Source organism: Kitasatospora sp. NPDC096077 (assembly GCF_040303245.1).
In the GTDB taxonomy this organism is placed as follows: Bacteria; Actinomycetota; Actinomycetes; order Streptomycetales; family Streptomycetaceae; genus Kitasatospora.
Genome location: NZ_JBEOSV010000015.1, coordinates 31,895 through 47,607, shown reverse-complemented (window position 1 = coordinate 47,607; position 15,713 = coordinate 31,895). Strand labels below are relative to the sequence as shown.

Here is a 15,713-nt window from a genome sequence, read left to right as displayed (position 1 = left end):
CTCACTCCCGGCCGCGCAGCCACTCCTCCACGATCCGCGCGGTGTCGGCCGAGTCCTCCCGGATCATCGACAGGTGGTCGGCGTCCACCCCGACCACCTGGGCGCCGGGCACCAGCGGTTCGGCCTGGGCGCGCTGCTCGATCGGCGCCTCGTCCGCGCCCGTGAGGGCCCGTTCGCAGCTGACCAGCAGCACGGGTGCCGAGGTGTGCTGGACCTCCAGCCGGTTGAGCAGCACCATCCACCGGCCCATCGCGGACAGCCGGGAATTGGTCAGCCGCACCGGCGAGTCGGCGCCGGTGAAGTTGAGCCGCATCATGCCGGTGTAGTCGGTGCCCTCGTCGGCGTTGTGCTGGAAGCTCAGCGTGTCGAAGAGCACCACGCCGGCCGGGCGGATGCCCCAGGTGTGCTCCAGCAGGCCGGCCGCGGCGTAGGCGAAGGAGCCGCCGGAGGAGTGGCCGGCCAGCACGAACGGCCGGCCGTCGGCGGCCCGCAGGGCGCTCTCGGCGATCACCCGGGTGGCGACCTCCGGGGTGGCGGGCAGCCGCTCGCCGGTGGCGAAGCCGACCAGCGGGAGTGCCGACACCTCGCGCTCGCCCCGGAAGTGGGCGGCGAGCCGGGAGTACTGGTGCACTCCCGCGTTGGCGGTGGGCGCGCTGACGCAGATCAGCCGGGTCGGGCGCGGCCCCTCGGCGAGCCGGGCCGCCCAGGGCAGGTCCTCCAGTTCGGCGGTGGCCTCGAAGGTGGGGCGCAGCGCCGCGACGGTGGCCAGCATGCGCTGGGCCTCGGGCACCTTGCCGTTGGCCAGGGCGTCGGTGAACAGCCGCTCCAGGGAGTCGAGTTCGGGTTCGCCGCCGGGCACCAGCACGGCCCCGTCCGGGTCGTCGGCGCTGCGCTGGTCGGCGAGTTCGCCGCGGATCCAGGTGGCGAGCTCGCCCGGCGAGCGGCTGTCGAAGACGACGGTCGCGGGCATCCACAGGCCGGTGGCAGTGGCCAGCCGGTTGCGCAGTTCGACGGCGGTGAGCGAGTCGAAACCGAGCTCGTAGAAGTCCCGTTCGGCGTCGACGGCCTCCGGGCCGGGGTGGCCGAGCACGGCGGCGGCCTCGGCCCGGACGGTGTCGACCAGGTACCGCATCCGGTCGCGCTCGCCGAGTTCCAGCAGCTGCCGGGTGAGGTCGGCGGCCGCGTCGGCCCCTACGGCGGCGCCGGCCGCGGTGCGCCGGGCGGCGCGGACCAGTCCGCGGAACAGCGGCGGCACATCGCCCTGGGGGCGCATCCCGCCGGTCGCCAGCCCCATCGGGACGACCAGCGGTTCGACCGAGCCGAGCGCGGCCTCGAAGAGGTCGAGGCCCTGCTCGACGGAGAGCGGCGGGATGCCGCCGGACTGCATGCGCCGCATGTCGGTCTCGCTGAGTTCGCTGGTCATACCGGCGTCCTGGGCCCACGGGCCCCAGGCGAGCGAGGTGCCAGCCAGGCCGAGCGAGCGGCGGTGGTCGATCAGGGTGTCCAGGAAGGCGTTCGCGGCCGCGTAGTTGCCCTGGCCGGGGCTGCCCATGATGCCCGCGATGGAGGAGAAGGTGACGAAGGCGGCCAGGTCGTGGTCGCGGGTGAGTTCGTGCAGCCGCCAGACCGCGTCGACCTTGGGCCGCAGCACGGCGGAGAGCCGCTCGGGGGTGAGCGAGGTGATGATGCCGTCGTCCAGCACGCCGGCGGTGTGGACCACGGCGGTGAGCGGGTGCTCGGCCGGGATGTCCGCGAGCAGCCGTTCGGTGGCGGTCCGGTCCGAGGTGTCGCAGGCGACCACCCGGGTCTCGGCCCCGAGAGCGGCCAGTTCGGCGGCGAGTTCGGCGGCGCCGGGCGCGTCGGGTCCGCGCCGGCTGGTGAGCAGCAGGTGGCGGGTGCCGTTGGTCGCCAGGCGGCGGGCGAGGTGGCGGCCGAGGGCGCCGGTGCCGCCGGTGATCAGCACCGTGCCGTCGGGGTGCCAGGCGCGCGGCGCGGTGCGGGCGGCGGGCTCCCCGGTCTGGGTGTCGACCTCGGTCGCGGTGTCGACCCCGGTCGTGGCGTCGACCTCGGTCGCGGTGTCGACCCCGGTCGCGGTGTCGACCTCGGTCGCGGTGTCGACCCCGGTCGTGGCGTCGACCGCGGGGTCCGTCAGCCGGGCCAGTCGGCCGACCCGCAGCTCGCCGCCGCGGACGGCGAACTGGGCCTCGCCGTCGGCCAGCTGGCCGGGCAGCAGCGGCAGGACCGCCGCCACGTCCTCGACGCTCTCGACGTCGAGCAGGGCGAAGCGGCCGGGGTGCTCGGAGTTGGCCGAGCGGACCAGGCCCCAGGCGGCGCCGCCGGGCAGGTCCCGGACGGTGTCGCCGGCGGCGGCCCGGACCGCGCCCCGGGTGACGAAGACCAGCCGGGCGGCGGCGGCCCGGTCCTCGGCCAGCCACTCCTGGACCAGGGCGAGGACGCGCCCGGTGTGGGCGTGCACGGCCTCGGGCACGTCGCCGTCCGGGCCGCGCAGGGCGACCAGGACCAGGTCGGGTACCGGGCGGCCGAGGTCGGCGAGCGCCGCGACCGAGGAGCCGGTGCCGTAGTCGTCCGGGCCGAGCGCGGTGCAGCGCGGCGGCACGGCGGCGGTCGGTGCGGCGGGGGCGGGGATCCAGTCGACCCGGAACAGCGGGTCCCGGCCGGTGCGGGCGTCGGTCGAGATCTCCTGCGGGGCGCGTAGGGCGACCGAGCCGACGGTGAGCACGGCCCCGCCCTCGGGGTCGGTCGCGGTGACGGACACGGTGGCCTCGTCCAGGCGGACCAGACGCACCCGCAGGGCGGCCGCTCCCCCGGCGTGCAGGGCGAGGCCCTGCCAGGCGTACGGCTGCGGGAGCTGCTCCTCGCTGCCGACGCCGAGCAGGACGGCGCCGTGCAGCACGGCGTCCAGCAGGGCGGGGTGCAGGCCGAAGTAGCGGGCGTCCTCGGCGGGTTCGCCGTCCAGTTCGACCTCGGCGAAGACCTCCTCGCCGCGCAGCCAGGCCGTGCGCAGGCCGTGGAAGGCCGGGCCGCGACCGGGCTCGCGGTAGAAGCCGTCCAGGTCGACGGCGAGCGCCCCGGCCGGCGGCCAGACCGGCGGCGCGAGGTCGGGCAGGTCGCTCTCCTGGGGCAGCAGGGTGCCGGTGGCGCAGCGCGTCCACGGCTCGTCGGGGGCGGCGTCGCCGGGGCGGGCGTAGCAGGCCAGCGGTCGGGCGCCGGTGTCGTCGGGTGCGCCGACCCGGACCTGGACGACGGGTTCGTCGTGCTCGGCCAGCGGCAGCGGGTCGCCGAGGGTCAGTTCCCCGATCCGGCCGCAGCCGACCTGGTCGCCGGCCCGGACGGCCAGTTCGACGAAGCCGGCGGCGGGGAAGGCGGGGCGGCCGGCGATCCGGTGGTCCAGCAGCCACGGGTGGACGCGCAGCGCCAGGCGGCTGGTGAACAGCACGCCGTCGGCGTCGGCGAGCGGGACGGCGGCGCCCAGCAGCGGGTGTTCCGCCGAGACCAGTCCGACCGAGCCGACGTCGCCGGAGAGCGCCGCGGGGCGCGGCCAGTAGCGGCGGTGCTGGAAGGCGTAGGTGGGGAGTTCGACGCGGCGGGCGCCGGTGCCCTCGAACAGCGCCGCCCAGTCGACCGGGACGCCGGCCGCGTACAGTCCGGCCAGCGCGGTCAGCAGGGTGCGCTCCTCGGCGCGGTCCCTGCGCAGGGCGGCGGTGCGGACGCAGTCGTTCGCGTCCTCGTCGAGGCTCTGCTCGGCGAGGGCGGTGAGCACGCCGTCGGGGCCGAGTTCGAGCAGGGCGGTGGCGCCGGCCGCGCGGAGCGTGCGGATGCCGTCGGCGAAGCGGACGGCCTCACGGACGTGCCGCACCCAGTACTCGGGCGACTGCAGGTCCTCGGCGATCCCGCCGGTCAGGTTGGACACCACCGGGATCGACGGGGCGTGGTACGTCAGGCCGTTGAGCACCTCCCGGAAGTCGTCCAGCATCGGGTCCATCAGCGGCGAGTGGAACGCGTGCGAGACACGCAGCCGACTGGTCTTCCGATCGGCGAAGTGCGCCTCGACCGCCGCGACGGCCTGCTCCGCGCCCGAGACGACCACGGAGGTCGGACCGTTGACGGCGGCTATCGAGACGAACGCGCCCAGCAGCGGCCGGACTTCCTCCTCCGTGGCCTGCACCGCGAGCATCGCCCCACCGGAGGGCAGCGCCTGCATCAACCGGCCCCGCGCCGCCACCAGCGCACACGCGTCCGCCAGCGAGAACACCCCGGCCACGTGCGCGGCCGCGACCTCGCCGATCGAGTGCCCGGCCACGAACTCCGGCCGCACGCCCAGCGATTCGACCAGCCGGAACAGCGCCACCTCCACCGCGAACAGGCCCGCCTGCGCGAACTCCGTCCGGTTCAGCAGCTCCTGGTCCATCCCCCAGACCACCTCCCGCAGCGGCAGCTCGAACCGCTCGCAGACCTCGTCGAAGGCCGCCGCGAACACCGGGAACCGGTCGTACAACTCCCGTCCCATGCCGAGCCGTTGCGAGCCCTGACCGGAGAACAGGACGGCCGTCGACCGCTCCGCCGCCCGGCCGCGCGCGACCTCCGTCAGCCCTTCGCTGCAGGCCAGCAGCACGGCCCGGTGCTCGAAGCCGGAGCGGCCGGCGGCGAGCGAGAACCCGATGTCCAGCGGGGAGAGTTCGAGGGCCGAGGCCCGGGTGAGGTGGGTGTCCAGCGCCGGGCCGGAGCGGGCGGAGAGCACCCAGGGGACGACGGCCGGCAGCAGCCGCTGCTCGTCGCCGTCCTCCTCGGCGCCCCCGGCCGGGACCGGCGCCTGTTCGAGGATCACGTGGGCGTTGGTGCCGCTGATCCCGAACGAGGACACCCCGGCCCGCCGGGGGCGCTCGACCTCGGGCCAGGGCCGGGCCTCGGTGAGCAGGTCGATGGCGCCGGCCGACCAGTCCACGTGTCCGGACGGCCGGTCCAGGTGCAGCGACTTCGGCAGTACGCCGTGCCGCATGGCGAGCACCGTCTTGATCACCCCGGCGACCCCGGCGGCGGCCTGGGCGTGGCCGATGTTGGACTTCAACGAGCCGAGCAGCAGCGGCCGTTCACGGTCCTTCCCGTAGGTGGCCAGCAGCGCCTGGGCCTCGATCGGGTCGCCGAGGGCGGTGCCGGTGCCGTGGCCCTCGACCGCGTCGACGTCGGCTGCGGACAGTCCGGCGCTCGCCAGGGCCTGGCGGATGACGCGCTGCTGGGAGGGGCCGTTGGGGGCGGTCAGGCCGTTGGAGGCGCCGTCCTGGTTGACGGCGGAGCCGCGGACCACGGCGAGCACCGGGTGCCCGTGCCGTTCGGCGTCCGAGAGCCGCTCCAGCACCAGCACGCCCACGCCCTCGGACCAGTTGGTGCCGTCCGCGGCGTCCGAGTAGGCCTTGCAGCGGCCGTCCGCGGCTAGCCCGCCCTGCACCGTGAACCCGGCGAAGCTCACCGGGGTGGTCATCACCGTCACGCCGCCCGCCAGCGCCAGCGAGCACTCGCCGGCCCGCAGCGCCTGGGCGGCCAGGTGCAGGGCGACCAGCGAGGAGGAGCAGGCGGTGTCCACGGTGACGGCCGGGCCCTCCAGGCCGAGGGTGTAGGAGATCCGGCCGGACAGCACGCTGGAGGCCAGGCCGGTGCCGGAGTGGCCGCCGATGTCCTCGCGGGAGTTCATCATCAGGGTGGCGTAGTCCAGGCCGTTGGTGCCGACGAAGACGCCCGTCCGGCTGCCGCCGAGCTGCTCGGGGTCGACCCCGGCACGCTCCAGCGCCTCCCAGGAGGTCTCCAGCAGCAGCCGCTGCTGCGGGTCCATGGCGAGGGCCTCGCGCGGCGAGATGCCGAAGAACCCGGCGTCGAAGTCGGCGACGCCGTCGATGAAGCCGCCCTCCAGGGTGGCGCTGCGGCCGCGGCCGTCCCGGTCCCCGGCCAGCAGGGTCCGCAGGTCCCAGCCGCGGTCCTCGGGGAAGCCCGCGATGCCGTCACCGCCCGCGGCGACCAGCCGCCACAGCTCGTCCGGCGAGGTCACCCCGCCGGGCAGCCGACAGGCCATGCCGACGATGGCGATCGGGTCGCCGTCCACCGCCGGTCCGCCGGTGGCGGGCAGGGACGGCGCGGCGGGCGTGTCCAGGAGCTCGGCCAGCAGGTGTTCGGCCAGCGCCTGGGCGGTCGGGTAGTCGTACACCGAGGTGGCGGGCAGCTTCAGGCCGGTGGCCGCGCCGAGCCGGGCGGGCAGTTCGACGGCGGTGAGCGAGTCGAAGCCGAGGTCGCGGAACTTGCGGTCGGCCGGGACGGCGGAGCGGTCGGGGTGGCCGAGCACCGCCGCGACCTGGGTGCGCACCAGGTCGGTGAGCAGGGCGGTGCGCTCGGCCGGGGCGAGCGCGCGAAGCCGGCCGGTGAGTTCGGAGGCGGCGGTGGCGAAGCCCCGGCGGGCCTCGGCGGCGGCCTCCAGCACCGGGCGGGCGGCGGGGAGGTCGCGCAGCAGCGGGTTGCCGCGCAGGCCCACCAGGCTCTCCAGGACCTGCGGCTGGGCCAGGTCCAGCAGCACCAGTGCCGGGGCCGGTCGGCTGACGGCCTGGCGCAGCGCGGCCAGCGCGAGGTCGGGGTGCAGGGCCGGGACGGCCGCCCGCGGGGTGCGGCCGTCGGTGTCGGCCGGGGCGGTGTACTCGGCGCCGACCCAGGCGCCCCAGGCGACGGCGGTGGCGGGCAGGCCCTCGGCGCGGCGGCGCCGGGCCAGCGCGTCCAGGACGGCGGCCGGGGCGGCGAGCGCGGCCCGGCCGGGGGTGCCGACGGCGCCGGCGACGGCGGAGCAGAGCACGAACGCGGTCAGGTCGAGGCCGCGGGTCAGCTCGTCCAGGTGGCGGGCGCCGAGCGCCCGGGCGTGCTGGGCGGCGGCGAGGCGTTCGGGGGTCAGGTCGTCCAGCACGCCGTCGTCGACGACGCCCGCCGCGTGCACGACGGCGGTCAGCGGGGCGTCCGCGGGCAGGTCGGCGAGCAGGGCGGCGAGCGCCGCGCGGTCGGTGACGTCGCAGGCGGCGACGGTCACCCTGGCGCCCTGGGCGCGCAGTTGCGCCGCGAGGTCCACCGCGCCGGGGGCGTCCGGGCCCCGAAGGCCGGTCAGCAGCAGGTGCTCGGCGCCCTCGGCGGCGAGCCAGCGGGCCACGGCGGCGCCTCGGCCGTCGGTGCCGCCGGTGACCAGCACCGTGCCCCGGGTCCCCCCCGGGGTCCAGCCGGCGTCCGGGGAGCCGGCCGGGGCCGGGACGAGCCGACGGGCGTGCACGGCGGTGGCCCGGATCGCGAGCTGGTCCTCGCCGTCGGTCGCGGCGAGGACGGCGGCGAGCCGGCGCACCGCGGCCGGGTCCGGGGTCTCGGGCAGGTCGACCAGGCCGCCCCACTGCTGCGGGTGCTCCAGCGCGGCGACCCGGCCGAGGCCCCAGACGGCGGCCTGCTCGGGCGCGGTCGGCGCCTCGGTGCGGGCGACCGCGACCGCACCCCGGGTCAGGCTCCACAGCGGGGCGGTGAGCCCGGCGTCGCGCAGCGCCTGCAGCAGGACGAGCGTCCCGGCGGCGGGCAGCTCACCGGGGCCGAGCGCCAGCAGCGACAGCACACCGGCGAACGGCCGCCCGGTGGTGGGCAGTTCGCGCAGCAGCGCGGTCAGCTCGGCCCGCTCCGGGGTCCGTACGGACAGGAGCAGGGCGTCCGGGCCGACCGCCTCGCAGGCGGCCGCCGCCCACGCCTCGTCGCCGCCCTCGGCCGGGGTGACGACCAGCCACGGGCCGGACGGGCGGGCCGACGAGCCGCCCGGCAGGGCGGGCCAGGCCTCGTGGAAGCGCAGCGCGTCCAGCAGGGACTGGTCCCGGTGGTGGCGCCGCCAGGCGGACAGTGCGGGCAGGACCGTGCCGAGCGCCGCGCCGTCCACGGCGAGGTCGGCCGCGAGCGCGTCCAGGTCCTCGCCCTCGACGGCGGCCCAGAAGCGGGCGTCCAGCGGGTCCTCCGGCCGGGCTGCGCCCGGGCGGACGGCCGGGGCGTGCGTCCGGGGCCAGTAGCGTTCGCGCTGGAAGGCGTAGGTGGGCAGGTCGACCCGCCGGGCGCCGGTTCCCTCGAAGACCCGGGCCCAGTCGACGGGGACGCCGACGACGTGCAGCCGGGCGAGCGCGGTCAGCAGGGCGGCCTCCTCCGGGCGGCCGCGACGGCAGGCCGGTGACACGACGGCGTCCGGGGCGTCGGTGAGCGTCTGGCGGACGGCCGGGGACAGGGCCGCGTCGGGGCCGAGCTCCAGGAAGTCGGTGGCGCCGGCGGCGTGGAGGGTGCGGAGGCCGTCGGCGAACCGGACGGTCTCGCGGACGTGCCGCACCCAGTACTCGGGCGACTGGAGGTCTTCGGCGATCCCGCCGGTGAGGTTGGAGACGACGGGGAGCGAAGGGGCCTGGTAGGTCAGGCCGTTGAGGACGTCCCGGAACTCCGCCAGCATCGGGTCCATCAGCGGGGAGTGGAAGGCGTGCGAGACGCGCAGCCGGGTGGTCTTCCGGTCGGCGAAGTGCTGACGGATCGCCTCGACGGCCTCCTCCGTGCCGGAGACGACCACGGAGGTCGGGCCGTTGACGGCGGCGATCGATATGAACTCGCCGAGCAGCGGCCGGACTTCCTCCTCCGTGGCCTGCACCGCGAGCATCGCCCCACCGGAGGGCAGTGCCTGCATCAACCGGCCCCGGGCCGCCACCAGGGTGCAGGCGTCCGCGAGCGAGAAGACACCGGCCACGTGCGCGGCGGCGATCTCGCCGATCGAGTGACCGGTCACGAACTCCGGCCGCACACCCAGCGATTCGACCAGCCGGAACAGCGCCACCTCGACCGCGAACAGGCCGGCCTGGGCGAACTCCGTCCGGTTCAAGCGCTCCTCGTCCTCGCCCCAGAGCACCTCCCGCAGCGGCAGCTCGAACTGCTCGCACACCGCGTCGAAGGCCGCCGCGAACACCGGGAACCGGTCGTACAACTCCCGTCCCATGCCGAGCCGTTGCGAGCCCTGACCGGAGAACAGCAGGGCCGTCCGGCGCTCGCCGTCGGCGACCGTGCCCCGGGCCACCTCGATACCGTCCAGCAGCACCGCCCGGTGGGCGAACCGCGACCGTCCGGCGGCCAGCGACAGGCCGATGTCCAGCGGCGAGCCGGCCACGCCCGCGAGCCCGGCCAGCTGCGCGTCCAGCGCCGGTTCCGACTTGCCCGCCAGCACCCACGGCACGGCGGCGGACCGTACCGGCCGCTCCTCGCCGCCCTCGACACCCTCGACCGGGAGCGGCGCCTGCTCGACGATCACATGCGCATTGGTGCCGCTGATGCCGAAGGCGGAGACGCCCGCCCGACGCGGCCGACCGGTCTGCGGCCAGTCCTCCGCCCGGGTGAGCAGCCGGATGTCACCGGCCGTCCAGTCCACGTGCGAGGACGGCGCGTCCACGTGCAGGGTGCGCGGCAGCACCCCGTGCCGCATCGCGAGCACCGCCTTGATCACGCCGGCCGCACCGGCGGCGGCCTGGGTGTGGCCGATGTTGGACTTCAACGAGCCGAGCAGCAGCGGCCGTTCACGGTCCTGCCCGTAGGTGGCCAGCAGCGCCTGGGCCTCGATCGGGTCGCCGAGGGTGGTGCCCGTGCCGTGGCCCTCCACGAAGTCGACCTCCGCCGCCGAGAGCCGGGCGTTGGCGAGGGCCTGGCGGATCACCCGCTGCTGGGCCGGGCCGTTCGGCGCGGTCAGCCCGTTGGAGGCGCCGTCCTGGTTGACGGCCGACCCGCGGACGATGGCCAGCACCGGGTGCCCGTTGCGCCGGGCGTCGGAGAGCCGCTCCAGCACCAGCACGCCCGCGCCCTCGGACCAGCCGGTGCCGTCCGCCCCGTCCGCGAAGGCCTTGCAGCGTCCGTCCGGGGCCAGCCCGCCCTGCCGGGTGAAGCCGGGGAAGCCCAGCGAGGAGGACATCACCGTCACGCCGCCGGCCAGGGCGAGGGTGCACTCACCGCTGCGCAGCGACTGCGCGGCCAGGTGCATCGCCACCAGCGAGGAGGAGCAGGCCGTGTCGACGGTGACCGCCGGGCCCTCCAGGCCGAAGGTGTACGAGATCCGGCCGGACACGACGCTCGCCGCCAGGCCGGTGCTCGCGTGCCCCTCGATGTCCTCCGCGGAGTTCATCACCAGGGTCAGGTAGTCCTGGCCGCCGGTGCCGACGAACACGCCGGTCCGGCTGCCGCGCAGGGCCGTCGGGTCGATGCCGGCCCGCTCGACCGCCTCCCAGGAGGTCTCCAGCAGCAGCCGCTGCTGCGGGTCCATGGCGAGGGCCTCGCGCGGCGAGATGCCGAAGAACCCGGCGTCGAAGTCGGCCACCCCGTACAGGAAGCCGCCCTTGGCGGTGGCGCTGCGGCCCCGGTCGCCGGGGTCGCCGCCGAGCAGGGTGTCGAGGTCCCAGCCGCGGTCGGTGGGGAAGTCGGAGATGCCCTCGCGCCCTTCGGCGACCAGCTCCCACAGCTCCTCGGGGGTAGCGATCCCGCCGGGCAGCCGGCAGGCCATGCCGACGATCGCGATCGGGTCGTCGGTGGCGGCCGCGGTGAGCGCCGCGGCGGCGGGTTCGGGCCGGCCGCCGAGCAGCTCGGCGAGGAGGAGGTCCGCGATCGCGGTGGGGGTCGGGTGGTCGAAGACCAGGGTGGCGGGCAGGCGGAGGCCGGTGGCGGCGGTGAGGCGGTTGCGCAGCTCCAGCGCGGTCAGGGAGTCGACGCCGAGGTCGTGGAAGTCCCGCTCGGGGGCGACGGACTGGGGTCCGGGGTGGCCGAGCACGGTGGCGGCCTCGGTACGGACCAGGTCGAGGAGGTGGCGCGGCCGGTCGGCCTCGCGCAGGGCGGCCAGGTGCCCGGCGAGCGCGGCGCCCGTGCCGGTGGTGGCACCGGAGGCGGTACGGCGGCCCGCGGGCAGCAGGGCGCGGAACATGGTCGGCACCTCGCCGCGCGGGCGGGCCCCGGCGGCCATCCGGCCGGTCGCGACCAGGAAGGGCTCGTCGACGGCCATGGCGGCGTCCAGCAGGGCGAGGCCCTGGGCCTCGGTCAGCGGGGGGACGCCGGAGGAGCGGATGCGGTGCAGGTCCGCCTCGGCGAGGGTTCCGGTCATGCCGGACGTGGGCACCCAGGCGCCCCAGCCCAAGGACTGGGCGGGCAGGCCGAGTTGACGGCGCCGGGAGGCGAGGGCGTCGAGGAAGACGTTCGCCGCCGCGTAGTTGCCCTGGCCCGCGCTGCCCATCACCCCGGAGACGGAGGAGAACAGCACGAACGCCTGCAGATTCTGACCAACCGTCAACTCGTGCAGGTGCCAGGCCGCGTCGACCTTGGGCCGCAGGACGGCGGACAGCCGCTCGGGCGTCAACGCCGTCACCACGCCGTCGTCCAGCACACCGGCCGCGTGCACCACACCCGTGACCGTCCGGTCCTTGAGCGCCTTCGCGAGCGCCTCCCGGTCGGCCGCGTCACAGGCCAGCACCTCGACCCGGGCGCCCGACGCCGCCAGCTCGGCCACCAGGTCCTCGGCGCCGCCGCGTCGGCTCAGCAGCAGCAGGTCCCGCACGCCGTGCTCGGCTATCAGGTGCCGGGCGACCAGCCGGCCCAGGCCACCGGTACCGCCGGTGACCACCACCGTGCCGTCGCCCCAGCCGGCGGAAGGCCCGGCGGAGGGCCCGGCGAGGGCGGTGCGGGCCAGCCGGCCGACGCGCACCTCGCCGTCGCGCACCATCACCTGGGACTCCCCGACGGCCAGCGCGGCATCCAGCGGCAGGTCACCGTCCGTGTCCACCAGGACGAAACGGCCCGGGTTCTCGGACTCCGCCGCCCGCACCAGACCCCACACGGCGGCCCCGGCCAGATCCGACACCTCGCCCACCGCGCCCACCGCGCCCCGGGTGACGAACACCAGGCGCGAACCGTCGAAGCGCGGCTCGGCCAGCCACTCCTGCAGCACACCCAGCGCCCACGCCGTCACCTCGTGCACGGCCTCCGGGCCCTCGGCACCGCCCGGCACCGGCGCCACCACGACCTCCGGCACCTCGACGAGCGCCGCCAGCGAGGCCAGCGAGGCCAGCGAGGCAGGCTCCCCGTCCAGGGTCACCGCCGACACCCGCCCACCCGTACGCGAGGGCGCGGGCACCCACTCCAGCCGCAGCAGCGAACCACCCGCCCCGGCGCCCTGCGCCACGGCCGGGGGCTCACCCAGCGTCAGCGACTCCGCCGACAGCACCGGCTCCCCGGCGGCGTCCGCCACGGCGAGCGCCAGCGTCTCCGCGCCCGTCCGCACCAGCCGCGCCCGCACCACGGTCGCCCCCGAGGCGTGCAACGACACCCCGGACCAGCCGCTCGGCACCAGGCCACGGCCGTCCGCCCGCACCACCGCCGCCAACAGCGCCGGGTGGAGACCGAACCCGGCCGCCTCCGTCGGCAGCACCGCCTCGACGAAGGTCTCCTCGCCGCGCCGCCAGAGCGAGCGCAGGCCGTCGAAGGCCTCGCCCAACTCGGCCTCCTCGCGCACCGCCGCCGGGTCGGCCACCACCGCACCCTTGGGCGGCCAGACCGAGGCATCGAACGCGGCCGACCGCTCACCCCGGACGAGCTCGCCCGCAGCGTGCTCCACCCACGGCGCGTCGGGGTCGGCGTCCGTACGGGAGAAGATCCGCACCGGGCACGCGCCGGAGCCCTCCGGCGCGCCCACCTGGATCTGGACCACGACCGAGCCGTCCTCGGGCAGCACCAGCGGCTCGGCGAGCGTCAGCCGCTCGACCCGGTCGCAGCCCACCTGGTCCGCGGCCCGCACGGCCAGCTCCAGGTACCCGGTCGGCGGGAACACCGCGACCCCGTCCACCCGGTGGTCACCCAGCCACGGCTGGGCCGCCAGCGACAGGCGCCCGGTCAGCAGGGTGCCCTCGGCGTTCGCCAGGGCGACGGTCGCGCCCAGCAGCGGGTGTTCGGCGGAGGCCAGACCGGCACCGGTCAGGTCCCCGAGCCGCCGGGCCGGGCGCGGCCAGTAGCGCTCGTGCTGGAACGGGTACGTGGGCAGGTCGACCCGGCGGGCGCCGGTGCCGTCGAACAGCCGTGCCCAGTCCACGGGTACGCCGGCGACGTGCAGCCGGGCCAGGCCGGTGACCAGCGCGCTCTCCTCCGCACGGTCGCGGCGCAGCAGCGGGACGGCCGGGGTGTCGGGGTCCTGGACCAGGGCCGACAGGACACCGTCCGGGCCGAGCTCGACGAAGGCCGTGGCCCCGGCCTCGCGCAGCGCGCGAAGGCCGTCGGCGAAGCGGACCGTCTCGCGGACGTGCCGCACCCAGTACTCCGGGGACCGGAGGTCCTCGGCGATCCCACCGGTCAGGTTGGACACGACGGGGATCGAAGGCTCGCTGTACGAAAGGCCGTTCAGCACCTCATGGAAGTCCGCCAGCATCGGATCCATCAACGGCGAGTGGAACGCGTGCGAGACCTGCAGCCGGGTGGTCTTCCGCCCGGCGAAGTGTTCACGGATCGCCTCGACGGCCTCCTCCGCACCCGAGACCACGACGGACTCGGGGCCGTTCACCGCCGCGATCGCCACCAAGTCGCCCAGCAGCGGCCGGACTTCCTCCTCGGTGGCCTGCACGGCGAGCATCGCCCCGCCGGACGGCAGCGCCTGCATCAACCGGCCACGGGCGGAGACCAGCGCACACGCGTCCGCGAGAGAGAACACCCCCGCCACATGCGCGGCCGCGACCTCACCGATCGAGTGCCCGGCCACGAACTCCGGCTCCACACCCAGCGATTCGAGCAGCCGGAACAGCGCCACCTCGACCGCGAACAGGCCCGCCTGGGCGAAGTCCGTCCGGTTCAGCAGCTCCTGGTCCGTCCCCCAGACCACGTCCCGCAGCGGCAGCTCGAACCGCTCGCACACCGCGTCGAACGCCGCCGCGAACACCGGGAACCGGCCGTACAACTCCCGGCCCATGCCCAGCCGTTGCGACCCCTGCCCGGAGAACAGGAACGCCGACGACCGCTCGACCGCCGCACCCCGCGCGACCTCACCGCCGTCCACCAGCACCGCCCGGTGCCGCAGCCGCGACCGCCCCGCCAGCGACAGCCCCACGTCCACCGGCGAGCCGTCCAGCCCGACGAGGCCGGCCAGTTGCGCGCCCAGCGCAGCCTCCGACTTCGCCGAGACCACCCACGGCACCACCCCCGGCACGACGACCGGCACGGCCGGCGGCTCCTCGGGCGATTCCGCCGCCGCCTCCGCCGGTTCCTCCTCCGGCGCCTGCTCCACGATCACGTGCGCGTTCGTCCCGCTGATCCCGAAGGCCGAGACGCCCGCCCGGCGCGGCCGGCCCGTCTCCGGCCAGTCCCGGGCCTCGGCGAGCAGTTCCACCGCGCCCGCCGACCAGTCCACCTCGCCGGACGGCGCGTCCACGTGCAGGGTGCGTGGCAGGACCCCGGCGCGCATCGCCAGCACCGTCTTGATCACGCCCGCGACCCCGGCGGCCGCCTGGGTGTGTCCGATGTTGGACTTCAACGAGCCCAGCAGCAGCGGCCGTTCACGCTCCTGCCCGTAGGTCGCGAGCAGCGCCTGCGCCTCGATCGGGTCGCCGAGCGGGGTGCCCGTGCCGTGGCCCTCGACCGCGTCCACCTCGGCGCCCGACAGTCCGGCGGCCGCCAGGGCGGCCCGGATGACGCGCTGCTGGGACGGTCCGTTCGGCGCGGTCAGGCCGTTGGACGCACCGTCCTGGTTGACGGCCGATCCGCGCACGACGGCCAGCACCGGGTGTCCGTTGCGGCGCGCGTCGGACAGCCGCTCCAGCACCAGCACGCCCGCACCCTCGGCCCAGCCCGTCCCGTCGGCGGCGTCCGCGAAGGCCTTGCACCGCCCGTCCGGGGCCAGTCCGCCCTGGCGGCTGAACCCGGCGAAGCTCATCGGTGTGGACAGCACGGTGACGCCGCCCGCCAGGGCGAGGGTGCACTCACCGGCCCGCAGCGCCTGGGAGGCCAGGTGCATCGCCACCAGCGAGGAGGAGCAGGCGGTGTCGACGGTGACCGCCGGGCCCTCCAGGCCGAAGGTGTACGACACCCGGCCGGAGAGCACGCTCGCCGTCAGGCCGGTGGTCGCGTGGCCCTCCATGTCCTCCTCGGCGTTCATCACCACGCCGACGTAGTCGACGCCCGCCGTGCCCACGAAGACGCCGGTCCGGCTGCCGCGCAGGCCCGCCGGGTCGATGCCGGCCCGCTCGAAGGCCTCCCAGGAGGTCTCCAGCAGCAGCCGCTGCTGCGGGTCCATGGCGAGGGCCTCGCGCGGCGAGATCCCGAAGAAGTCGGCGTCGAAGTCGGCCGCGGCGATGAAGCCGCCCTCGATCGCGGCGCTGCTCCCGGCCCCCTCGCCGAGCAGCGCCGCCATGTCCCAACCCCGGTCGGCGGGGAAGGCGGTGACGCCGTCCCGCCCGTCCGCGACCAGCCGCCAGAGCTCCTCGGGGGTGGTCACCCCGCCCGGCAGGCGGCACGCCATGCCGACGACGGCGATCGGCTCGTGCCGGCCGGACTCGACTTCCAGCAGCCGTTGGCGGGTCTGGTGCAGGTCGGCCGTGACCCACTTGAGGTAGTCAACGAGCTTGCTGTCGTTCGACATGGGAGGTGGTGCCTTCCTGTGTTGGAGCGGGTGC

Annotated in this window: 1 pseudogene; it reads right to left on the bottom strand. The window is 76.2% G+C overall.

Going from position 1 to position 15,713, the window contains the following annotated elements:
• Nucleotide 1: 1 nt before the first annotated feature.
• Nucleotides 2-15,676, bottom strand: a pseudogene (locus ABTZ03_RS16155) (type I polyketide synthase); the annotation flags it as partial.
• Nucleotides 15,677-15,713: the final 37 nt, after the last annotated feature.